Here is a 19,991-nt window from a genome sequence, read left to right on the forward strand (position 1 = left end):
TGGGTAGATTCGCCGCATGCGCATCCTCATCACCGGCTCGAACGGGCTGCTCGGCCAGAAGCTCGTAGCGGCGCTCCGCAACGACCCCGGAACGGAACTCATCGCCACGAGCCGCGGTGCCGACCGGACGCCCGTACCGCTCGGCGACCGCTACCGGGCGATGGACATCACCGTCCAGGCCGAAGTGGACCGCGTCTTCGACGCCGTTCGTCCAGAGGCGGTGATCCATGCTGCAGCCATGACGAACGTGGATGCGTGCGAGACCGATCCTGAGGCGTGCCGCCTGCAGAACGTGACCGCCACGCAGCACCTGGTGGATGCGGCGAAGCGCCACGGCAGCCATTTCATCTTCCTGAGCACCGACTTCATCTTCGATGGCCTCGATGGGCCGTACCGCGAGGAGGACGCGGCCGCTCCGCTGAGCGTCTACGGGCACAGCAAACTCGAGGGCGAGCGCATCGTGATGGGCGCGGGCCTTGCGAAGTGGGCCATTGCGCGCACCATCATCGTCTTCGGCGTGGCGCCCGGCCTGAGCCGGGGCAATGTGGTGCTCTGGGCCAAGGGCGCGCTTGAGAAGGGCCAGCCGATCAAGGTGGTGGACGATCAATGGCGCATGCCCACACTGGCCGAGGACCTGGCCGATGGCTGCATCCGCATCGCCAAGCGCGGCGCCACCGGCATCTACAACCTGAGCGGTCCGGATGGCATGAGCATACTTGAGCTCGTTACGCGGGTAGGCCGCTTCTTCAACCTGGACACCTCTTTGGTGACACCGGTGAAGAGCGATGCGCTGGGCCAGCCCGCCAAGCGGCCTCCACGAACGGGCTTCGTGCTCGACAAGGCGCGCCGCGACCTCGGCTACGCACCGCACGGATTCGAGGATGGCCTGGCGGTGGTGCGCGACCAGCTGAAGTGACGCCGGCTACGGCTTGCTTCTTCTCGGGGCGCGGCTATCTTGGCCAGCCTATCCCAACCGATGGCGGCACAACAGAAGGAATCCTGGGGAACCCGCGTGGGCCTCATCCTGGCCATGGCGGGCAACGCCGTGGGCCTTGGCAACTTCCTGCGCTTCCCCGTGCAGGCGGTGAACAACGGGGGCGGCGCCTTCATCATCCCCTATCTGGTGTGCTTCCTGCTCATGGGCATCCCGCTGCTGTGGATCGAATGGAGCATGGGGCGCTTCGGCGGGAAGCACCGCAACCACAGCACGCCGTTCATCCTCGATACGATGACGAAGCGGGCCTTCTGGAAATACTTCGGTGTGTTCGGCATCTTCACCAACATCGCCGTGGCGGCCTATTACTGCTACATCGAGAGCTGGACCATGAGCTACGTGTGGCACAGCATCGCCGGCACCTTCAATGGCCTGAGCCAGGCCCAGGTGGCGCAGTTCTTCACCGATTACGTGGACATCGGGATCACGCACTCGGGCATCCCCTACGAGGCGGTGGTCTTCTACGTGCTCTGCCTGCTGCTCAACACGTGGATCCTCTCGCGCGGGCTAGCCGGCGTTGAGCGGGCGGCCAAGATCGGCATGCCCCTGCTCATCCTTTTCGGGGTCTTCCTGGCGCTGCGCGGTGTCACCCTGGGCACCAGCGGCGCCTCGGCGGAGGTGCCCGATGCCAGTGCCTGGGATGGCCTCAATTTCCTGTGGACGCCGCAGTTCAGCAGCCTGAGCGACCCGAAGGTGTGGCTGGCGGCCGCGGGGCAGATCTTCTTCACGCTCAGCGTGGGCATGGGCACCATCCATTGCTACGCCGCCTACGTGAAGAGCAAGGACGACATCGCGCTGAATGCGGTGAGCGCAGGCTTCATGAACGAGTTCGTGGAAGTGGTGCTGGGCAGCCTCATCGTCATCCCCATTGCGGCCGGCTACCTGGGCCTCGACTGGGTGAAGGAGAACGCGGGCTTCGGCATGGCCTTCCAGACCATGCCCTTCCTCTTCGAGAAATGGGGGCCCTTCCTGAGCATGGCGGCAGGCGTCATGTGGTTCGGCCTGCTCTTCTTCGCCGGCATCACCTCCTCACTGGCCATGGGCACGCCCTGGATGGGCTTCATGCGCGATGAGTTCGGCTGGGGCCGTACGAAGGGCGCGTGGAGCTTCGGCCTCATCGTGCTGCTGCTCGGGCTGCCCACGGTGCTGTTCTTCCAGGAGGGCGTCTTCGGCGAGTACGACTATTGGGCCGGCACGGTGAGCCTGGTGGTGTTCGCGCTGGCGGAGACGGTGCTCTTCGCCTGGGTGTTCGGCATGGACCGGGGCTGGAAGGAACTGATGTCGGGGTCCGACCTGAAGGTGCCCCCGTTCTACCGCTTCATCATCAAATACATCACCCCCGCCATGCTGCTGGTGGTGTTCCTGGCGTCGGTGTTCACCCCGGCCGGCAACGAATGGTCAGCAGCCCTCAGCAGCCTCTTCAGCGGCAACGGCTGGCCGCTCGACAACGGGTCCATCATCAAGACCATCGCCAACTCGGGATTGCACGAGCAGCTGGCCGCAGCCACCGATGCCGGCGAGATCCAGCGGCTGAACGACCGGCTCTTCTACACCAACCTGGCACGCGTGATGCTCCTGCTCACCTTCACCGGGCTGGCCGTGCTCGTCTACGTGGCCAGCCTGCGCCGCCTCCGAACCGCCAAATACGCCCGTGCATGAACAGCGATGCACTCTTCCTCATGGTGGCGACGCAGCTCACGGTGATCGCCATCACCGGCTATTTCTTCGTGCGCGTGCTGATGACGCCGCCCAAGAAGGAGCCGGACAGCTATTCGGAGAACGACGAGGCGGACCGCTAGCCCATCGCCATGGCACGCCCGCCCGAACGGCAGCGCGAGCGCAGCTCCTTCTCGCGCAGGCCACTGCGGGAGCAGTTGAAAAGCCTGTTCCTGCTGCACACGGCAGAGCGCCGGGGGAATGCGGCGCTGATCATCATCCTCCTGGCGGTCTGCGGCGCCTATGCGCATCAGCGCTGGTTCCATGAACCCGATACGCGCGCGCTCGATCCCATCCGGGCGCAGCTGGATGCCTGGCTGGCCGGACGGGATTCGGTGAGCGCACCGGCGGCGGAAGTCCCGGAACTGTTCCTGTTCGACCCGAACGAACTGGACCGCCCGGGGTGGCGTCGCCTGGGCCTGAGCGACCGCCAGATCGATGGCATCGAGCGCTGGCGCAGCAAGGGCGGCCGCTTCCGCACCAAGGCTGACCTTGGGCGCATGTACAGCTTGCGGCCGGCGCAGTTCGAGCAGCTCCGCCCATACATCGACCTGCCCGACAGCCTTCCCCGGAAGGGACGCGCAGGGAACGGAGCGCAGGAGCGCGCACCAGTGGGCGCAGGGAGCACCGACCAGGAGCCACGGGCAGCGGCCATCGGGCCTGAAGGGACAGCCCTGCGGGACCTTCGCCCGGAAAGAGGCGGCCTGCGCCGAAAGCTGGAGGTGAATTCAGCTGACACCGCTGCACTCATCGCGTTGCCCGGCATCGGACCCGCATTCGCGCGCGGCATCGTCAAGTACCGGGAGCGGCTCGGCGGCTACCACTCGCTCGACCAGCTCGCAGAGGTCTATGTGCTCAAGGACAAGCCCGATGCCGTGCTCCGGCTGAAGGAGCTCCTGGTGGCCGACACGCTGATGATCCGGCGCATACCGCTCAATTCCTGCACCGTGGAGGAACTCGCCGCCCATCCCTACGTGACCTGGAAGCTCGCCAAGCCGATCGTGGCCTACCGCCAGCACCACGGGCCCTTCAGGAACGTGGACGGCCTGCGCGCCATTCCCCTGATCGACGAGGCCCTCTGCCGTAAACTTGCGCCCTACCTGACGCTGGAGTGACCCCGCTGCGCAATCAATTGGAAGCCGCCATCCGTGCGGTACCCGATTTCCCCAAGCCGGGCATCCTGTTCCGTGACATCACGCCGGTGCTGGAGAACCCGCTGCTCTGCAAGGCGGTCACCGAGGGCTTCCGCGAGCAGCTGATCGACACGCCCATCGATGCCATCGCAGGCATCGAGAGCCGGGGCTTCCTCTTCGGCATGCCGCTCGCGCTTGCGCTGGGCGTCCCCTTCCTCACGGTGCGGAAGAAGGGCAAGCTGCCGTGGAAGACCGTGAGCCACAAGTACGACCTGGAGTACGGCAGCGCCGAGGTGGAGATGCACGTGGGCAGCGTCCGCCCCGGCATGCGCGTGCTGGTGCACGACGACCTGCTCGCGACCGGCGGCACCGCTGCCGCCGCCGCTGAGCTGGTGCGCATGCAGGGGGGCAACGTGGCGGGCTTCTCCTTCCTGATCGAACTGTCCTTCCTCAACGGGCTTCGGAAGCTCGAACCTTACAACGCCAAGGTGGTTACCTTGATGACCTACTGACCCCATGGAATTCGCAACGACCGAGAGCCAATCGATGATCGCGCAGGCCGTGCGCGATCTCTGCGAGCGCGAACTGCGGCCCCACGTGATGGCGTGGGACGAGGCGCAGCACATGCCCATCAGCCTGTTCAAGGAGCACTTCGGCCCGGCCGGGATGCTGGGCGTACTGGTGCCCGAAGCCTACGGCGGCGCCGGACTGGGCTATTTCGAGTACATCGCCACCATCGTGGAGACGGCCCGCATCTGCGGGAGCGTAGGCCTGAGCGTGGCCGCGCACAACAGCCTCTGCACGGGCCACATCCTGGCATTCGGCAACGAGGAGCAGAAGCGCAAGTGGCTGCCCAAGCTGGCCACCGGCCAGTGGCTGGGCGGATGGGCGCTCACCGAGCCCAACACGGGCAGCGATGCCATGCGCATGAAGTGCACGGCGCGCAAGGAAGGGAACGAATGGGTGCTGAACGGCACCAAGTGCTGGATCACGCACGGCATCAGCAGCGACGTCGTCGTCGCCATCGTGCGCACGGGCGAGCTGCTCGACAGCAAGGGCATGACCGCCTTCGTCATCGAGCGCGGCACGCCGGGGCTGAAGGCGGGCAAGAAGGAGAACAAGCTGGGCATGCGCGCCAGCGAGACGGCCGAGGTGATCTTCGAGGAGTGCCGCGTGCCGGAAGAGAACATCCTGGGCAGCGTGGGCGAAGGCTTCCAGCAGGCCATGAAGATCCTCGACGGCGGGCGCATCAGCATCGCCGCGCTCAGCCTGGGCATCGCCAAGGGCGCCTACGACGCCAGCGTGAAATACGCCAAGGAGCGCGAGCAATTCGGCCAGCCCATCGCCAACTTCCAGGCCATCGCCTTCAAGCTGGCGGACATGGCCACGCGGATCGAAGCCGCTGAACTGCTCACCCTGCAGGCTGCGGACCTGAAGAACCGCGGCAGGAAGATGACCAAGGAGAGCGCCATGGCCAAGTACTACGCCAGCGAGGTGGCGGTGTGGGCCAGCAACGAAGCGGTGCAGATCTTCGGCGGGTACGGCTACACCAAGGACTTCCCCGTGGAGAAGTTCTACCGCGACAGCAAGCTGTGCACCATCGGCGAGGGGACCAGCGAGATCCAGAAGCTCGTGATCAGCCGGAACGTGCTCAAGGGCTGACCGCACCCACCGCCATGCGCCCTATCCGGAGCCGCGGCCTGATCCGGCGCCTGCGGAACGCTTCTGCGGCGGCGGTGGCGATTCCCCTCCCAGCGATCGCCCAGGACTACTTCCAGCAGCGCGTCGACTACGTGATCGAGGCCCGGCTCGACGATGAGCGGCATGTGCTGCATGCGCACGAGACCTTCGTGTACACGAACCGTGCGCCGGTGGCGCTCGACACCCTCTGGATCCACCTGTGGCCCAACGCCTACCGCGACCGCAGCACCGCGCTCTGCCAGCAGCTCGACCGCCTCGGCGACCTCTCCCTGCATTTCGCGGAAGCCGGGGATCGCGGATGGATCGACAGCCTGGATTTCCGGGTCGGCGACACGCCCGTGGCGTGGGGGCTCCATCCCCGCCATGCCGATATCGGCTGGATCGTGCTGCCGATGCCGCTGCAGACCGGGTCGACCGTAACCGTCAGCACCCCGTTCCGCGTGAAGATCCCGGACAGCCGGTTCTCGCGCCTGGGCCACACCGGCCAGGCCTATCACCTCACGCAGTGGTATCCGAAGCCGGCCGTGTACGACCGCGACGGGTGGCACGCCATGCCCTACCTCACCCAAGGGGAGTTCTACGGCGAGTTCGGCAGCTACGATGTCACCATCACCCTGCCGGACAATTATATGGTAGGCGCCACGGGATCGCTGCAGACCGCTGAAGAGCGCGACCGGATGGACCGCATGGCCTCCCCGGATTGGCAGTACCCGGAACCCATCCTGGATCCCCGCACCGGCAAGCCGCAGCTCAACCGGTTCCCGGCCTCCTCCGCGCAGATGAAGACCCTGCGCTACGTGCAGGACGATGTGCACGATTTCGCCTGGTTCGCCGACAAGCGCTTCATCGTGCGCAAGGGCAGCGTAGCGCTGCCCCGCAGCGGCCGCACCGTCACCACCTGGGCCCTCTTCACGCCCAAGAACGCGGTGGACTGGGCCGATGCCATCACCTACGTCAATGAGAGCGTGCGGCTCTACAGCCAATGGGTGGGCGATTACCCCTATGCTTCCTGCACCGCATTGGATGGCACCATCAGCGCGGGGGGCGGCATGGAATATCCCATGGTCACCATCATCGGCGAAGCGAGCGGGGCCGCCCTGGATGAGGTGATTGCGCACGAGGTGGGCCACAATTGGTTCTACGGGATACTCGGCAGCAATGAGCGCGACCACGCCTGGATGGATGAGGGGCTGAACAGCTTCCTCGAGCTCCGGTACATGCGGACACGCTACCCCGGCCGGGAGTCCATCATCGCCGAGGGCATCCCCGGCTTCCTGCTGGGCGGGCGCAAAGTGGGCCAGCGCGAGGCGCTCGAGCTGGGCTATCGCCTGAATGCCCGTCGCAACCTGGACCAGCCGCTCTGCCTGCACAGCGACGCGTTCACCTCTTCGAACTACGGCACCGGCGTGTACATGAAGACGGCGCTGGCCTTCGACCACCTGATGGCCTACCTCGGTGAGGAGGCCATGGACAAATGCCTGCACGCCTACTTCGAGGAGTGGAAGTTCAAGCACCCGCGGCCGGAGGATCTGCGGAAGGTGTTCGAGCGGGAGAGCGGCAAGGACCTCGGATGGGTGTTCTTAGACCTGATTGCGTCAGATCGGAAATGGGATTTGAAAGGCGAGCTCGAGCGCGATGGGCAATCGTGGTCAGCAAGATCAACCGGGCATGCGATCCTTCCCATTCCGGTCTCCGGGTACAGTGGGGGCGACTCATTGGGAACCGTTTGGACAGAACCATACGGATTACTCGATGCGACCGTGAAACTTCCTTGGCCAGATGTGGACCGCATCCGCATCGATGCCGGCAACCGCACCCTCGACATCGACCGCCGCAACAACACCGTGCGCGCGCACGGCCTGTTCAGGCGCCGCGCCGCGCTCCGCTTCCGTCCGCTCTTCGGCCTTGAGCAGGACGATGCGCGAACCGTCTATTATGCGCCGGTGCCGGCCTGGAACGGGCACGATGGCTGGCAGGTCGGCGTGGTGGCGCACAACATGGGCTTTCCGCCCAAGCGCACCGAGTGGGTGCTGGCTCCGCTGCAGGCACTCGGCAGCGAGCGCATCGTGGGGGCTGCCCGCATCGAGCACCATTTCGACCGCATCCGGTCCAGCGTCTTCCAGAACATCCACCTCGGCCTCAGCCTGCGCTCGGCCAGCACCCTGCACGACCACCGTGCGTCCGCCTGGTACGAGAAGGTGGCAGCCAGCATCCGATTCGACCTGAGGCGCGATCCACTGACGAAGCCCTGGAGCCATAGCATCGCCTTGCGCGGCGTGCGGCTCTACAGCGCCGCGGAGGTGGTCGGCACCGACGGTGCGCTATACGCCTATCGCACCTGGGATGATTACCTGGAGCTGCGCCATACCGCGACGGATACGCGCAAGCTGCACCCCACTGCGATCACCACCGCGCTCACCGCCGGGGAGGATTGGCTGCGCGGGAGCCTCGAGGCGGAGCAGGCCTTCGCCTACAACGCGCGCAACAAGCAGGTGCGGCTGCGCGCCTTCGCCGGCACCTTCCTCATCCAGCCCGAAGCCCTTGCTCCGCTCGAGGCCTGGCGCCTGAGCTGGGGGCCGCAGGACATGCTCTTCGATCACGCCTATTTCGAGCGCGGCGCCCGCGACCGCTTCTTCAGCCGGCAGTTCATCAAACAGCAGGGCGCCTTCAAGACGCCCATGCTCCAGGGCGGCAGCGGCAGCTGGCTGGTGGCCTTCAATGCCGAGATCGACTTCCCCTTCAAGTTCCCGCTCGCCGCCTTCGCCAGCGCAGGCTGGGCCCCGGTCACCACCGTCACGTCCGAAGGCCGCAGCGAAGGCACCGCCGGCTATGCGGAAGCCGGTATCGGCATGCCCCTGGTGAAGGACATGCTGGAGGTGTGGGTCCCGCTCTACGTCTCCGGCCGCATCGCGGATGAGGAGGCCTTCCTGCGCCGCGGCATCGGCGACCGCATCCGCTTCGTGCTGGCCCTGCACCAGCTGGACCCCACGCGGATCATGCGCCGCATCCGGCCCTAGCCCGCCCACGGGCCATGGCTGCCCGACTTGCACGACCTTCGCAGCGCATGCAGGCCGGCCAGCGCATCCACTTCCTCAGCGACTTCCACCTCGGGGTCCCTGATGCAGCGAGCAGCCTGGCGCGCGAGAAGCGCATCTGCGCCTTCCTGGATGAGGCGGCCAAGGATGCCGCGGAGATCCACCTGCTCGGGGACCTGTTCGACTTCTGGTTCGAGTGGAGGAAGGCCGTGCCGCGCGGGCATGTGCGGCTGCTGGGCAAGATGGCCGAGCTCACCGACCGCGGCATCCCCGTGCACCTCCACATCGGCAACCACGACATGTGGATCTTCGACTATGTGCCGACGGAGACGGGGGGGATCGTGCACCGCGAGCCCATCGTGCGCGAGTGGAACGGCAAGCGCTTCCTGATCGGCCACGGCGATGGCCTGGGCCCGGGCGACCACGGCTACAAGCTGATCAAGGCCGTGTTCCGCAACCCCGTGTGCCAGTGGCTCTTCGCACGGCTGCATCCCAACTTCGCCATCGCCATGGCCGAATTCTGGAGCGGCCAGAGCCGGAAGAAGAGCTATGCCAACGACCGCAAGTGGCTGGGCGCCGAACAGGAGTGGCTGGTGCAGCATTGCCGCGAGGTGCTGAGGACCGAGCGCTTCGACTACATGGTCTTCGGCCACCGCCACCTCCCCATCGACATGGAGATCGCTCCAGGGTCTCGCTACGTGAACCTCGGCGATTGGATCAGCTACTTCACCTACGCCACCTTCGATGGGCAGGAGCTGAAGCTGATGAGGCGCACCAGCGATGGCCCCTTGAGCGGGGATGCGCGGATCACGGGTGGGCCGGCGGTGTGAAGCTGTCAGTAGGCAGTCCGCAGTATGCAGTTGGCAGCATGCAGATGGCCATGTCGCAGAATGCCGACTGCCTACTGCGTATTGCGGACTGCCTAGTGCTTGGAAGCCCCCAGCTTCACCACCAGGTCCACCAAACGGCTGCTGTAGCCGTACTCGTTGTCGTACCAGCCCATCACCTTCACCATGTTGCCCACCACGCTGGTGAGCTGCGCATCGAAGATGCAGCTGTGCGGATCGCCCACGATGTCCACGCTCACGATGGGGTCCTCCGTGTAGCGCAGTATGCCCTTGAGCCTGCCCTCCGCGAGCGACCTGAAGTAGGCGTTGATCTCGTCGGCTGACTTGAGGTCCTTCACGCGGCAGGTGATGTCGGTGATGGAGCCATCGGGCACGGGCACGCGGATGCCACCGCCGCCCAGGCGGCCATCGAGCTCGGGGAAGATGCGTGTGATGGCCTTGGCCGCACCGGTGGTGGTGGGCACCATGCTCACCGTGGCGGCGCGCGCCCGGCGCAGGTCCTTGTGCGGCGCATCATGCAGGCGCTGGTCGCCGGTGAAGCTGTGCACGGTGGTGATGAAGCCGTCCTCGATGCCGCAGAGCTCCTGGATGCCCAGGATCATGGGCGCGGCGCAGTTGGTGGTGCAGCTCGCGTTGCTGATGATGGGCTCGTCGCCCTTCAGGATGCGGTCGTTCACGCCCAGCACCACGCTGGGGATGTCGGCATCCTTGGCAGGCGCGGAGAGGATCACGCGCTTCGCGCCGGCGCTCAGGTGCGCACCGGCTGATGCGCGGGTGAGGAAGTGGCCCGTGCTCTCGATGACCGCATCGATGCCGAGCGCCTTCCACGGCAGTGCGGAGGGATCCTTCGCTGCAAAGGCCTTCACGCTGCGCCTGCCCAGATGAAGGTGCTCCTCATCATGGCCAACGTCCCCAGGATAGACGCCGTGCACCGAATCGTACTTGAACAGGTGGGCGAGCGTGCGGTTGTCCGTGAGGTCGTTCACGGCCACCAGCTCCACATCGTTCCGCTGCAGGAGCAGGCGCGCGGTGACACGTCCGATGCGGCCGAATCCGTTGATGGCGATCCTCATGGGTTTGGTGCTTGTGTGGTCGGATCAGGGTTGTCAGGGCACGGTTGTCCGCTGTCGGCTGTCGGTCGGCTGACGGACAGCCGACAACGGTCCACGGACAACCCCATCTCAGAACATGTGCTTCTCCGCGTGGTAGCTGCTGCGAACCAATGGTCCGCTCTCCACATAGCGGAAGCCCTTGGCCAGCCCGATCTCCTTGAACCGGGCGAAGCGGTCAGGGTGTACGAACTCCGCCACGGGCAGATGCTCCTTGGTGGGCTGCAGGTACTGCCCCAGGGTGAGGATGTCCACGCCCACGCTGCGCAGGTCGTCCATGGCCTCGAGCACCTCCTGCTCGCTCTCGCCGAGCCCGAGCATGATGCCGCTCTTGGTGCGCAGACCGGCGCGCTTGGCGCGCATGAGCACCTCGAGGCTGCGGTCGTACTTGGCCTGGATGCGCACCTCCTTGGTGAGGCGGCGCACGGTCTCCAGGTTGTGGCTGAGGATCTCGGGCGCGGCATCGAGCACCACCTGCAGGTTCTCCCATTTCCCTTGGAAGTCGGGGATAAGGGTCTCCATGGTGGTGCCCGGGCTGCGGCGGCGGATGGCGCGTATGGTCCTGGCCCAGATGTCGCTGCCGCCATCCTTCAGGTCGTCGCGGTCCACGCTGGTGATCACGCAGTGCTTCACGCCCATCAGCTCCACGCTGCGGGCCACGCGCGCGGGCTCGAAGGGGTCCACGGCCTCGGGCCGGCCGGTGGCCACGGCACAGAAGCCGCAGCTGCGGGTGCACACGTTGCCCAGGATCATGAAGGTGGCGGTGCCGGCGCCCCAGCATTCGCCCATGTTGGGGCAGTTTCCGCTCTGGCAGATGGTGTGGAGCTTGTGCTCGCCCACGATGCCGGCCACCTTGCGGTAATTCTCGCCGGTGGGGAGCCTCACGCGCAGCCAATCCGGCTTCCGCACGCGCTCAACGGGTTCCGCGATGGTCTCTTCGCTCATTGCACGTACTTCTTGCCGAACTGGATGGCGATATAGAACTCCAGGAAGAACTGCTTGTTCTCCACCCCCTCCAGTTCCGCCATGATGGGCACCGTGACCGGGAAGGCATCCATGGTGGCGCCCACCTCGATGGCCTTGATGCCGGTGGTGTGCCCGGAATACTCGAAGTTGAGCGCAGCCCGGCCGAAGACGCCGGGGCGCAGGCTCGTCTCGGCCAGCCCGTTGAGCCATGATGCCCGGCCATAGATGTTCTGCACATTGTGCACGGCCGGATCGTACCGCTCGATGACGAAGGTCTCGTAGGGGATGTTGTCAGGCTTGCCGATCTCCAGATACACCGGCTTGAGGAACCCGATGGAAGGGCCGATGCCCCAGAGGTAATTGAGCTCGACGCCCGAGCGCCGGATCTTGTCGGTGATCTGCACTTTGCGGCCGTAAGTGGGGCGCAGTATCACGAAGGCGTTCGCCTTGCCGTAGAAGTAGCCCCGGGAGTCCTCGTAGTAGGGGTTGAAGCTCTTCACCTCCTTGGGGTGCTTCATGCTTACCACCTCCACGCTCAGCAACCGGCGGTCCGTTGCGGTTCGGTACTTCGCATGGTGGAAGTGGGCGCCCCAGCCGTCGCCGTGGAGCATGAATCCGCCGTAGATCTCCCTGCGGAAGGGCACGCGGGTCTCCTCGTAGATGGTCTGCTGCGCCAGCGCAGGGCATGCCGTCACCAGCAGGAAGGCGAGCAGAGCGGACCGGAACGGCATGGGTGAACAAAGCTAAGCCATCGGCGACCGGTGCACCTACCTTGGCACCGACCCGCCCGACCATGGATACCGCCATCATCACCCACCTCGGCGAACTGCGGACCGAGGCCCTGCACGTGCGCAGCGGACAGCGTTTCGTCACCGACGCCCCGGTGGACAACAAGGGCCGGGGCGAGGCCTTTTCCCCCACGGACCTCCTGGCCACCGCCCTGGCCACCTGCATGCTCACCACGATGGACATCGTGGCCCGCGACAACGGGATCGAGCTGACGGGCATGACGGCCCACGTGGTGAAGCACATGGCCTCAGGCCCCCGGAGGGTGCAGCGGGTGGAGGTGCGCATCGCCCTCGATGGCGCGCGGCTGAGCCCCGCCGACCGCGCGCTCATGGAGCGCACCGCGCACGGCTGCCCGGTGGCGATGAGCGTGCACCCCGACCTGGTGCAGGAGGTGAGCTTCACCTATCGCTGAAAACAGGTAAGCCCGGACCGATGGTCCGGGCTTCGATCTCCGACGGGGATAGGCGCCGCTCAGCAGGCCTTTTCGGCGGGCACCTTGGCCACCTTGCCATAAGCCGGGCAGGAGTGGGTGCTGCCGCAGGAGGCGAGCAGCATGCCGCCCACCGCGATCACCGCCAATACAAGAAGCGCCTTTTTCATCGTTGCGTGGTTTGTGTCCGGTGATTAGGACCTTTGAACGCCTGTCTTGCGGTCAAATTTAGCCCGTCGAACGGACGAGCCGTGGAAATGTTTCAACAAGCAGGCCTGTAATCCGTGAATTCCTCCACCCTGCCTGATAACGCCGAGCGCCGCCCGAATATTGGCGAGGGCTGGCACCGTGCACTGGAGGGCGAGTTCAACGCGCCCTACTTCAGCGAGTTGAAGGCCTTCCTGGAAGCGGAACTGCGCCAGTACGCGGTGTTTCCGCGCGGCCGCGACATCTTCAACGCCTTCAACTCCACGCCTTTCGAAGCCGTGAAGGTGGTGATCCTGGGCCAGGACCCTTACCACGGCCCCGGACAAGCCCACGGCCTCTGCTTCTCGGTGCCCAAGGGCATCGCCCCGCCGCCTTCGCTGCAGAACATCTTCGCCGAGCTCGAACGCGACCTGGGACTGGGGAGGCCACCCCACGGCGACCTCTCCTCCTGGGCCGGCCAGGGCGTGCTGCTGCTCAATGCCACCCTCACGGTGCGGGCCGACCAAGCCGGATCGCACCAGGGCCGCGGATGGGAGCGCTTCACGGACGCCGCCATCCAGCGGCTTTCGGAGCGGCAGGAGGGCATCGTCTTCCTGCTCTGGGGCCGCTTCGCGCAGCAGAAGGAGGGCCTGATCGACCATGAGCGGCACTATGTGCTGAAGGCCCCCCACCCCTCTCCCCTTTCCGCCCACCGGGGCTTCATCGGCTGCGGCCACTTCAGTCAGGCCAACGAGCTCCTGGCGGCGCAGGGCAAAGCGACGATCGATTGGCGGCTGCCATGAACGCGATCCGCGCCGCCGCCTTGATCACCGGCCTTGCGGCTGCGGGGGCGTGCGCGGGACAGCGCCACAGGCTCCTCATCACCGGCGCTGATGCGCTGCCCGCCCGCTGGTCGCGGCCCATGGACCTGCCCTCGGCGGAGCGCGTGCCGGCGGCGGCCTCCGGCTTCCTCGCCTTCCTCCATGGCCAGGGCTACCTGGAGGCCAGCCTCGACACCTGCATCCGCAGCGGCGACACCACGCGCTGCGCCTTGGTGCCCGGTCGCGCCTACCGCTGGGCGCAGCTCAGCGGCACGGGGATCCCGGTGGAGATCGCGAGCCAGAGCCGGTTCAGGGAGAAGCTCTACGCGGGCCGGCCGGTGAGCCCGGCCGCGACCCGACGCCTGCTGGAGGACCTGCTGCGCCTCTGCGAGGACAACGGCCACCCCTTCGCTTGGGTGCGACTCGACAGCCTGCGGCACGATGCGGACGGGCTGCGGGCCACCGTGCGGCTCGACCGCGGACGCGCCGTGCGGTTCGATAGCGTGGTGGTGCGCGGCACGGCGCGCACCAGCATGCGCTACCTGCAGACCCACCTCGGCATCCGCCCGGGCGATGCCTACAACGAGAGCCTGGTGCGCGGCGTGGAGCGCCGGCTGCGCGAGCTGCCGTTCGTGACCCAGCGGCAGCGCCCCTATGTGCAATTCAACGAGGACCAGACGAAGCTCCACCTCTTCCTCGATGCGAAGAAGGCCAGCTCCGTGAACGGCATCCTGGGCGTGCAGCCCGACCCGGTGACGGGCAACGTGAAGCTCACGGGCGACCTGGACCTCCGCCTGCGCAACGCCCTGCGGCGGGGCGAGGCCATCGACCTCAACTGGCGCAGCCTGGCCGATGCGACGCAGGACCTCCGGGTGCGCTTCAACCTGCCCTTCGCGCTGAATACGCCGATCGGAACCGATGCCAGCCTGAAGCTCTTCAAGCGCGACAGCACCTTCCTGGAAGTGACCGCCCGCGGCGCCCTCGAGTACCTCCTGCTGCGCGGCGACAAGGTGAGCGCCTTCGTCAACAGCAAGAGCAGCGAGCGGCTGGGGCGCGACCTGATCGCCGCTGCGGGCCTGGCCGATGTGCGCGTGCTCTCCTACGGCCTGGGCCTCTCGCGCGAGCGATTCGATTACCGGTTCAATCCGCGCAGCGGGCACAGCGTGCGCGTGGAGGGTTCCGTAGGGCGCAAGCGCACCACCACGGCGGTGATCGGCGACGCCGCACCGCCGCCCGAGGTGCGCACCGTGCAATACGAGCTGGAGGGCTCGGCCGTGGCGCACCTGCCCATCCGGCGGCGCAGCACGCTGCGGTTCGCCGCGCAAGGCGGCTGGATGGTGAACGACGACCTGTACCGCAATGAGCTGTACCGGATCGGCGGCCTGAAAACGCTGCGCGGGGCTGACGAGGCCTCCATCTTCTGCTCGGCCTTCGCCGTGGGCACCGTGGAGTACCGCTTCGTCTACGAGGAGAACTCCAACTTCTTCGTGTTCGTGGACCAGGCCTGGTGGGAGGATGCCACGCGCGGCACCCTGCTCACCGACACCCCGCGCGGCTTCGGCATCGGCACCACCTTCGAGACCAAGGCGGGGCTCTTCGGCCTCACCTATGCCCTGGGCCAGCAGTTCAGCAACCCCATCCTCCTCCGTGGAGGCAAGGTCCACTTCGGCTTCACCAGCCTGTTCTGAGCGGCGCGAAGGCGGCCCTCAGGCCATGCCCACCCGGCGCAGGTGCGCGAGGTGCGAGCGCAATGCGCTCCGCATGGTGGGGAATTCGCGGTACTCGATGCCGAATTCGGCGCACACCTGGCGCAGGCGGACGCTCAGCGCAGGATAGTGCACATGGCTGATCCGCGGGAAGAGGTGGTGCTCGATCTGGAAGTTGAGGCCCCCGAAGAGCCAGTTCCACACCCTGTTGCGCGTGGCGAAATTGGCGGTGGTCTCCACCTGGTGCACCGCCCACTCCGCCTCGATGCGGTGCCCGTCCCCCTCGGGGTGCACGAACTCCGCATGCTCCACCACGTGGGCGAGCTGGAAGACCACGCTGATGACGATGCCGGCGACGAAGACCATGACGCCATAGCCGGCGACCACGGGCAGCACCCCGACCTGCCACATGGGGAGGACCAGGAACAGCCCGATGTAGAAGACCTTGGAGGCCCAGAAGACGATGTGGTCCTTGGCCTTCATGGGGCGCAGCGGCGTGCCGTCGGCCACCTTGCCGCTGAAGTACTTGCGCAGGTCGTTGTAGAAGATCCAGAAGAGGTAGGTGGTGCCGTAGAGCAGCAGGCTGTACACATGCTGGAACCGGTGGAACCAATAGCGCTTCTGGCCGGGGTGCACCCGGATCCAGGGCTTGATGTCGATGTCATCGTCCATCCCCTCCACATTGGTGAAGGTGTGGTGGTTCTCGTTGTGCTTGAGCTTCCACAGGTAGGCATTGCCGCCGAGGAAGTTGAGGCTGTGCGCCATCAGCTCGTTCACCCACTTGCGCCGGCTGTAGCTGCCGTGGGCGCCATCGTGCATCACGTTGAAGCCGATGCTGGCCACCACGAGCCCCATGAGCGCGCAGAGGCCGAGCGCCAGCCACGGGGAGGCCGGGGTGAAGAACACGAGCACCACGTACAGGGCGGCCAGTGCCGCCCCCAGGATGCCGGTCTTCAGGTACAGCCTGTAGTCGCCGGTCTTGCTGATGTTGTTCTCCTTGAAGTAGGCCTCGGTGACTTCCCGGAGGCGTTGGAAGAAGACCGGAGCGGTCCTCGCGAATGTCGTCTGCGCCATGTTCGCTGCAAAGGTACCGCTCGGCGGATTCGGCCGCAGGGGGCCATTCGATCTTCTTCACGATCCGGTGGCAACCGCCACGTACCGATCCCGGGGCCGCCCCGTTGCATCCTTCGGTTCCTTTGCATCCATGCCGCGTGCCCGCCTCATCGCCCTGCTGCCCGCGGCAGCGCTGGTCCTGCTCGGGCTGGGCTTGAAATGGTGGGCGCGTACGGCGACGGCGGAGGACCTCGGCTTCCTGATCGGCCCGGCGGCCTGGCTGGTGGGTGCGCTGGGCGGCGATGCGCCCATGGCCACCGCCGCCGGCATGGAGCTCCGCGGCCTGGGCATCGTCATCGACCGCTCGTGCGCGGGCATGGGCTTCCTGGTCACCGCACTCCTCAGCTTCGGGCTGATCGCCGCGCGCACCGCCGCCTCCGCCGGACCGGGCCGGTTGGCCGCCCTCGGGCTTGCGCTGGCGGCCTATCCGCTCACGGTGGCGGTCAATGCCGGCCGCATCCTCACCCTGTGCGGCTTCCAGGGCCTGGGTTTCGGGCTGCCGCCCCGGCTGCATGAGGGCATCGGCGCCGTCTTCTTCCTCGCCGCGCTGGTCCTCGCCTCCGTCACCGTCAACCGCCTCCTCGTGCATCGGCCCCGTTCCTGAACCATGCGCACAACGCTCCACCCCGCCGGCATCCTCCTGGCTCACACGCTGCCGGCCGCAGCGCTCGCGGTGCTCTATGCCGATGCCCTCGCCGTTGCCAGGCCCCTGCTGGATGCGGAGAGCCTGGAGGCGTGGCGCATGATGGCCTTGGGGCTGGCTGCACCCGCCCTTGCGGCCACGCTCTATGCCGCATGGGCATGGTGGAGAGGAACCGCGGTGAGCGCCCTCTACGGTGCACTCGCCTTCGTTGCCTACGTGCCCTTGCTGCTCCTCTTCGGCGAGCGCATGGATCACCTGTTCCCCAGCGAGGTTCCGCGCTGGATGATGCCGGAGGATGCCCCGTTCTATGCCTTCCGCCTGCTCGCGGTGCCGCTGGTGCATGCGCTGTTCGTGCTGGTGCGGACCTCGCTCCCCGATGGCGCGGCGCAGCGCCCCTGGCGCGACCTGCTGCTCGCGGCCGCCATCCCCATCGCGGTCTTCCTCGGCTTCCAGCTCATTGCACCGTTCCGCGCCGCCGGGCCCTTCGAGGGCCATGCGTGGGCGGTGGTCGGCGCCGCGCTGGTGATCGGCTTCCACTTCCTCCTGCTCCGCGGGGTGCTCGCACTGGTGATGCGCCATGGCGATCGGCAAGGCCTCGCCATCGCGGTGCGCGCGCTGGTGGCGCTGGTGCTCCCCCTGCTCGGCCTTGCGCTCAACGAAGGGCGCTTCCCGGCCTTCTTCAGCCACATCCATCGGCCCTTCGGCGACCTCTCCCATCCGGGTTTCTGGCTGGCGGCCCTGCTGAATGCCGGGGCGGTGCTGTGGCCCTCGAGCACACAGCCCGCGGTGCGGCTCATTCAATTCGCGCTGCGCAGCGCCGGCTTCAGCTACGTGCTCTACTTCTTCGTGCTCTTCCTCCCCCTGCTGCCGCTGAGCGTCCTGGCCATCCTTTTCTTCGGCATAGGGCTCCTGCTGCTGGCCCCGCTCCTGCTCTTCGCGGTGCAGGCACGGATGCTCATCGCCGATGCCCGCTTCCTGCTCGCGCACCATCAGCCGCTGAAGCTGGCCGCGGTGTTCGCCGCAGCCCTGGGCGCGCTGCCCGCCGTGGTGACGATCGCTTACCTGCAGCACCGCACGGCGCTGCATGGCGCGCTGCGCCACGTGTTCGAGGCCGACCCCTCCATGCCGGTGCGGCCCATCGATGCGGAACGCCTGGCCCGTGCGCTGGACCAGGTAGAGGCCAACCGCTCAGGCGGCAGCTGGAGCCGCACCCACACGCCCTTCCTCACCCCGTTCTACAACCGCATCGTCCTCGGCAGCCTCACGCTGAGCGAAGAGCGCGCGGCCATCCTCCGCAGCGTGTTCCTCGACGCACGGCCTGCTCCGCCGCCCGCCCGCCGCAACCCGCCTCCCGGCGCCAACACCGCGCTTGCGGATGCGGTGGTGGAAAGCCGCTACGAGGAGGGGCAGCAGGCATGGCGCTCCTTGGTGCACCTCGGCATCCGCAATACCGGCGCGGGGCAGGAGGAATACACCACCGCCATCCGCCTGCCGGCCGGTGCCTGGGTGACCGGCCATTACCTGGTGATCGAGGGCGACACCGTGCCGGGCCTCCTGGCCGAGCGGCGCGCCGCGCAATGGGTGTACAACAGCATCGTGGACGTGCGCCGCGACCCCAGCCTGCTGCGGCATACGGCACCCGATTGCCTGGAACTGCGCGTCTTCCCCGTGGAGGCCGGCCAGCGCCGGGCCTCCGGCATCGCGGTGCTGCACAAGGAGCCCATCGCGCTGAGCATCGGCGACACCATGCTGGCGCTGGGCGACACCAGCCATGCCGCGCTGCCGGCGGATTCCGCCGCGCGTGCGCCGGGCGCCGCCTACCTCACGGCGGCGGCGAAGCGGGCCCTGCCCTTGGTACGGCGCTCCCCGCACGTGCACCTGATCGTGGACGGCACCGAAGGCCAGCGCGGCCGCCGCCCCGAGGTGATCGAGCGGCTGCAGGCCTTCGTCCGTGCGGAGGGCCTTGACACCGCCCGCGTCACGCTGCACATCGCCGATGCCTACGGCACCAGCCTGCCCTATGGGAAGGCGGCGCTGCGCGCTTTCAGCCACCACGCCGGGCGGGGCGGCTGCTTCACCGACCGCATCATCCGCCGCATCCTCGTGGGCGCCTGCCTGCAGCCGGGGGCCGAGGCGCCCGTGATCGTGCTGGCGCCGAGCGTGCCGCCGCACGACCCCGCCAGCCTGGGCGTGCTGCTGGAGGACCTGTCGGCCGCGGCCGCGTGCCTGCCCGAAGGGGACCGCTTCCACGTGCTGGGCGGGTCCGGTTACCTGAGCGAGCGCCGCTTGCACGATCCGCTCCGGCAGGTGAACACCGAGCCGACCGGCATCACCGTGCCGCCGGTGCACGCCTGGCCCGATGCGCAGCGCCCGCTCGGCTACCTCCCGGCATCGCCCGGCGGCGGCGTGCTGCTCGACCTGCCGCATGCGGGCCGGCTGAACGAGGCGCTACCCACCCCGTGGCAGCAGGGGCTGTGGATGCACGCCCGCTGGCAGGCGCACCTGCTGCGCTCCGCACAGCTGCCCGTGGCGGCCCGCGAGCTGGTGGGCGCCAGTTTCCGTGCGCAGGTGCTGCTGCCCGTGACGGCCTGGATCTGCCTGGAGAACGAGGCGCAGCGCAATGCCCTGCTGAAGAAGCAGGAGGAGCTGCTGAACGGCGCGGCCTCGCTCGATGCGGCGAACGAAGCGCTCACCCCCATGAGCGAGCCGGGTGCGGGCTGGATGCTCATCGCCTTGCTGGCAGCAGCAGCGGCGATCCTGTTCCGACGGGCGCGGTAGCGCATGGATCTCCCCGCGCGCAT

18 protein-coding genes are annotated in these 19,991 nt (G+C 67.2%); 13 read left to right on the forward strand and 5 right to left on the reverse strand.

Going from position 1 to position 19,991, the window contains the following annotated elements; all coding sequences use genetic code 11:
• Positions 1 to 16: 16 nt before the first annotated feature.
• From QY325_09110 to QY325_09145, 8 genes are all read left to right on the forward strand, one after another.
• Positions 17 to 916: an SDR family oxidoreductase gene (locus tag QY325_09110; protein WKZ64920.1), complete on the forward strand. Its 900-nt coding sequence runs from the start codon at positions 17 to 19 to the stop codon at positions 914 to 916.
• 60 nt (positions 917 to 976) lie between these two features.
• Positions 977 to 2,653 carry a sodium-dependent transporter gene (locus QY325_09115; protein ID WKZ64921.1) on the forward strand — a complete coding sequence of 559 codons (1,677 nt, stop codon included), beginning with the start codon at positions 977 to 979 and terminating at the stop codon, positions 2,651 to 2,653.
• Positions 2,650 to 2,793 (forward strand): hypothetical protein, encoded by a 144-nt coding sequence (locus QY325_09120; protein WKZ64922.1) that lies wholly within the window; start codon positions 2,650 to 2,652, stop codon positions 2,791 to 2,793. The genes QY325_09115 and QY325_09120 overlap by 4 nt, the downstream gene beginning before the upstream one ends.
• A gap of 9 nt (positions 2,794 to 2,802) precedes the next feature.
• Positions 2,803 to 3,825 carry a helix-hairpin-helix domain-containing protein gene (locus tag QY325_09125; protein ID WKZ64923.1) on the forward strand — a complete coding sequence of 341 codons (1,023 nt, stop codon included), beginning with the start codon at positions 2,803 to 2,805 and terminating at the stop codon, positions 3,823 to 3,825.
• Complete coding sequence (locus tag QY325_09130; protein ID WKZ64924.1) at positions 3,822 to 4,355, forward strand: adenine phosphoribosyltransferase; 534 nt, start codon at positions 3,822 to 3,824, stop codon at positions 4,353 to 4,355. The genes QY325_09125 and QY325_09130 overlap by 4 nt, the downstream gene beginning before the upstream one ends.
• 4 nt (positions 4,356 to 4,359) lie before the next feature.
• Positions 4,360 to 5,505, forward strand: a complete 1,146-nt coding sequence (locus QY325_09135; protein ID WKZ64925.1) for an acyl-CoA dehydrogenase family protein — start codon at positions 4,360 to 4,362, stop codon at positions 5,503 to 5,505.
• Between the two features lie 74 nt (positions 5,506 to 5,579).
• Entirely contained in the window at positions 5,580 to 8,561 is a 2,982-nt protein-coding gene (locus tag QY325_09140; protein ID WKZ64926.1) for a M1 family metallopeptidase, read from the forward strand.
• A gap of 14 nt (positions 8,562 to 8,575) precedes the next feature.
• Complete coding sequence (locus QY325_09145; GenBank protein WKZ64927.1) at positions 8,576 to 9,409, forward strand: UDP-2,3-diacylglucosamine diphosphatase; 834 nt, start codon at positions 8,576 to 8,578, stop codon at positions 9,407 to 9,409.
• Between the two features lie 92 nt (positions 9,410 to 9,501).
• On the opposite strand, the gene gap is transcribed toward QY325_09145, so the two are convergent.
• The 3 genes from gap to QY325_09160 all read right to left on the reverse strand — a co-directional run bounded on the left by gap (position 9,502) and on the right by QY325_09160 (position 12,233).
• Positions 9,502 to 10,500: a type I glyceraldehyde-3-phosphate dehydrogenase gene (gap, locus tag QY325_09150; protein WKZ64928.1), complete on the reverse strand. Its 999-nt coding sequence runs from the start codon at positions 10,498 to 10,500 to the stop codon at positions 9,502 to 9,504.
• Positions 10,501 to 10,608: 108 nt separating this feature from the next.
• Positions 10,609 to 11,481 carry a lipoyl synthase gene (gene lipA, locus QY325_09155; protein WKZ64929.1) on the reverse strand — a complete coding sequence of 291 codons (873 nt, stop codon included), beginning with the start codon at positions 11,479 to 11,481 and terminating at the stop codon, positions 10,609 to 10,611.
• The gene (locus tag QY325_09160) at positions 11,478 to 12,233 is read right to left on the reverse strand and encodes a hypothetical protein (GenBank protein ID WKZ64930.1); all 756 of its coding nucleotides are present in this window, start codon (positions 12,231 to 12,233) and stop codon (positions 11,478 to 11,480) included. Before QY325_09160 ends, lipA begins: the two co-directional genes overlap by 4 nt.
• A 62-nt stretch (positions 12,234 to 12,295) precedes the next feature.
• Here QY325_09160 and QY325_09165 point away from each other — a divergent pair, with 62 nt between their 5' ends.
• The gene (locus QY325_09165; GenBank protein WKZ64931.1) at positions 12,296 to 12,703 is read left to right on the forward strand and encodes an OsmC family protein; all 408 of its coding nucleotides are present in this window, start codon (positions 12,296 to 12,298) and stop codon (positions 12,701 to 12,703) included.
• A gap of 59 nt (positions 12,704 to 12,762) precedes the next feature.
• Here the strand turns inward: QY325_09165 and QY325_09170 are convergent, their stop codons facing one another.
• Positions 12,763 to 12,891, reverse strand: coding sequence for a hypothetical protein (locus QY325_09170; protein WKZ64932.1), 129 nt, complete (start codon positions 12,889 to 12,891; stop codon positions 12,763 to 12,765).
• A 159-nt stretch (positions 12,892 to 13,050) separates the two neighbouring features.
• Here QY325_09170 and ung point away from each other — a divergent pair, with 159 nt between their 5' ends.
• Both ung and QY325_09180 read left to right on the forward strand, forming a co-directional pair.
• Entirely contained in the window at positions 13,051 to 13,710 is a 660-nt protein-coding gene (gene ung, locus QY325_09175; protein ID WKZ67972.1) for a uracil-DNA glycosylase, read from the forward strand.
• Positions 13,707 to 15,416: a BamA/TamA family outer membrane protein gene (locus tag QY325_09180; protein WKZ64933.1), complete on the forward strand. Its 1,710-nt coding sequence runs from the start codon at positions 13,707 to 13,709 to the stop codon at positions 15,414 to 15,416. The genes ung and QY325_09180 overlap by 4 nt, the downstream gene beginning before the upstream one ends.
• A gap of 18 nt (positions 15,417 to 15,434) precedes the next feature.
• Here the strand turns inward: QY325_09180 and QY325_09185 are convergent, their stop codons facing one another.
• The gene (locus tag QY325_09185) at positions 15,435 to 16,508 is read right to left on the reverse strand and encodes an acyl-CoA desaturase (protein WKZ64934.1); all 1,074 of its coding nucleotides are present in this window, start codon (positions 16,506 to 16,508) and stop codon (positions 15,435 to 15,437) included.
• Positions 16,509 to 16,638: 130 nt separating this feature from the next.
• Here QY325_09185 and xrtK point away from each other — a divergent pair, with 130 nt between their 5' ends.
• Positions 16,639 to 17,151 carry an exosortase K gene (gene xrtK / locus QY325_09190; GenBank protein ID WKZ64935.1) on the forward strand — a complete coding sequence of 171 codons (513 nt, stop codon included), beginning with the start codon at positions 16,639 to 16,641 and terminating at the stop codon, positions 17,149 to 17,151.
• A 3-nt stretch (positions 17,152 to 17,154) separates the two neighbouring features.
• On the forward strand, positions 17,155 to 19,968 hold the full coding sequence (locus QY325_09195) for an MSEP-CTERM sorting domain-containing protein (GenBank protein WKZ64936.1): 2,814 nt from the start codon (positions 17,155 to 17,157) through the stop codon (positions 19,966 to 19,968).
• Positions 19,969 to 19,991: the final 23 nt, after the last annotated feature.

This window comes from Flavobacteriales bacterium (genome assembly GCA_030584065.1).
Lineage (GTDB): Bacteria > Bacteroidota > Bacteroidia > Flavobacteriales_F > PHOS-HE28 > PHOS-HE28.

Excerpts from the sequence above, each read along its gene's own strand:
- QY325_09110 (WKZ64920.1), top strand. The coding sequence starts at position 17 with ATGCGCATCCTCATCACCGGCTCGAACGGGCTGCTCGGCCAGAAGCTC.
- QY325_09115 (WKZ64921.1), top strand. The coding sequence starts at position 977 with ATGGCGGCACAACAGAAGGAATCCTGGGGAACCCGCGTGGGCCTCATC.
- QY325_09120 (WKZ64922.1), top strand. The coding sequence starts at position 2,650 with ATGAACAGCGATGCACTCTTCCTCATGGTGGCGACGCAGCTCACGGTG.
- QY325_09125 (WKZ64923.1), top strand. The coding sequence starts at position 2,803 with ATGGCACGCCCGCCCGAACGGCAGCGCGAGCGCAGCTCCTTCTCGCGC.
- QY325_09135 (WKZ64925.1), top strand. The coding sequence starts at position 4,360 with ATGGAATTCGCAACGACCGAGAGCCAATCGATGATCGCGCAGGCCGTG.
- QY325_09145 (WKZ64927.1), top strand. The coding sequence starts at position 8,576 with ATGGCTGCCCGACTTGCACGACCTTCGCAGCGCATGCAGGCCGGCCAG.
- gap (WKZ64928.1), bottom strand. The coding sequence starts at position 10,500 with ATGAGGATCGCCATCAACGGATTCGGCCGCATCGGACGTGTCACCGCG.
- lipA (WKZ64929.1), bottom strand. The coding sequence starts at position 11,481 with ATGAGCGAAGAGACCATCGCGGAACCCGTTGAGCGCGTGCGGAAGCCG.
- QY325_09160 (WKZ64930.1), bottom strand. The coding sequence starts at position 12,233 with ATGCCGTTCCGGTCCGCTCTGCTCGCCTTCCTGCTGGTGACGGCATGC.
- QY325_09165 (WKZ64931.1), top strand. The coding sequence starts at position 12,296 with ATGGATACCGCCATCATCACCCACCTCGGCGAACTGCGGACCGAGGCC.
- QY325_09170 (WKZ64932.1), bottom strand. The coding sequence starts at position 12,891 with ATGAAAAAGGCGCTTCTTGTATTGGCGGTGATCGCGGTGGGCGGCATG.
- QY325_09180 (WKZ64933.1), top strand. The coding sequence starts at position 13,707 with ATGAACGCGATCCGCGCCGCCGCCTTGATCACCGGCCTTGCGGCTGCG.
- QY325_09185 (WKZ64934.1), bottom strand. The coding sequence starts at position 16,508 with ATGGCGCAGACGACATTCGCGAGGACCGCTCCGGTCTTCTTCCAACGC.
- xrtK (WKZ64935.1), top strand. The coding sequence starts at position 16,639 with ATGCCGCGTGCCCGCCTCATCGCCCTGCTGCCCGCGGCAGCGCTGGTC.
- QY325_09195 (WKZ64936.1), top strand. The coding sequence starts at position 17,155 with ATGCGCACAACGCTCCACCCCGCCGGCATCCTCCTGGCTCACACGCTG.